Source organism: Vibrio sp. Vb0304 (assembly GCF_033338995.1).
GTDB lineage: Bacteria > Pseudomonadota > Gammaproteobacteria > Enterobacterales > Vibrionaceae > Vibrio > Vibrio alginolyticus.
In genome coordinates this window covers 1-1,188 of the sequence record NZ_JAWOTT010000231.1, presented here as the reverse complement: position 1 = coordinate 1,188, position 1,188 = coordinate 1, and the positions used below count along the sequence as shown (strand labels likewise).

The following is a 1,188-nucleotide window of genomic DNA, read 5'->3' as shown; positions in this document are numbered from 1 at the left end:
ACCTTTCGGAACGGTTGGTGGACGAATCGCGGTGACCCATATGCCATTTTGTCGACAAGCGTTCGCAACCTGCAAAGCAAGTTCTGATTCGCCAATCACAAATGGCTTGATCGGGGTATCTGTTTCAACAAAGCCATCCAGATCACTTAGATTCGTTTGATAAACCTCATTTAGTTCCGCCAGCTTTTCGCGTCGCCAAGACTGCTCTTGAATCATAGAAACCGCATGTGTCAACGCATAGGCCTGCGCAGGTGGCATTGCTGTTGAATACACATGGTGACGAGCAAACTGGGTCAAAAAGTCACCCGTTGCTTGATCACACAAAATCGCCGCGCCGGACATGCCAAACGCTTTACCGAAGGTCACGACCAAAATCTCTGGTTTGACATTAGCAAGTTCACAAGAGCCTCCACCCGCTTCGCCGAGCACGCCAATACCGTGAGCGTCATCCACTGCTAACCATGCATTACGTAAGCGAGCTACTTCCGCAATGTCTTTCAACGGCGCGCAATCGCCGTCCATACTGAAGACACCTTCAGTCACGACCAGATGATTGCCTTCATTAGTAAACAGCGTTTCTAAATGCTTAATGTCATTGTGCTTAAAACGCTTCATTTTCGCCGTTGACAGTGACCCTGCTTCCATCAAAGATGCGTGGTTTAATCGGTCTTGAATCAATACGTCTGATTTTTCTAGCAGAGTAAAAAGCAACGCTTGATTAGCACTGAAACCAGAACCAAATAATACCGCCCTCTCGAAGCCCAACCATTCAGTTAACGCCGCTTCTAAGTTGCTGTGCGCAGCACTGAAGCCAGTGACCATGGGTGATGCCCCACTGCCACTGCCATAAACGCTCAGACCTTGCTGCCAAGCACGTACAAGCGCTTGGTCATTGGCTAAGCCCAAATAATCGTTGCTTGAGAAGTTGATGTAGCGTCTACCTTCATGTTCTAAAATCGATTGGTTTCCGGCGAATACCACATTCATTGAACGATTCAACCCTTGCGCTTTACGAGCAGCAAGAGCAGATTCGATTCGAGATTTAAACGCTGGCATCGTAGAAAAGATCGTCTTTAGTTGGACGTGCAGCAACGCGCTCTACCACGCGATCCAGCAATTCGTTTTCTTCGATTTCATCAGGTTTTTGAGACACTTCTTGGCTGTTAATACCCAGCTTCTTAAACAGCA

At 47.7% G+C, this 1,188-nt stretch carries 1 protein-coding gene and 1 pseudogene; both read right to left on the bottom strand.

The genetic code is table 11. The annotated features are described in order from the left end of the window. Nucleotides 1-1,056, bottom strand: a 1,056-nt coding sequence (locus R7P35_RS25225; protein ID WP_318093142.1) for an 8-amino-7-oxononanoate synthase, incomplete at its 3' end; no start/stop codon positions are given. Then, nucleotides 1,043-1,188: pseudogene (locus R7P35_RS25220) on the bottom strand (biotin synthase); the annotation flags it as partial. The pseudogene R7P35_RS25220 and the gene R7P35_RS25225, both read right to left, overlap by 14 nt.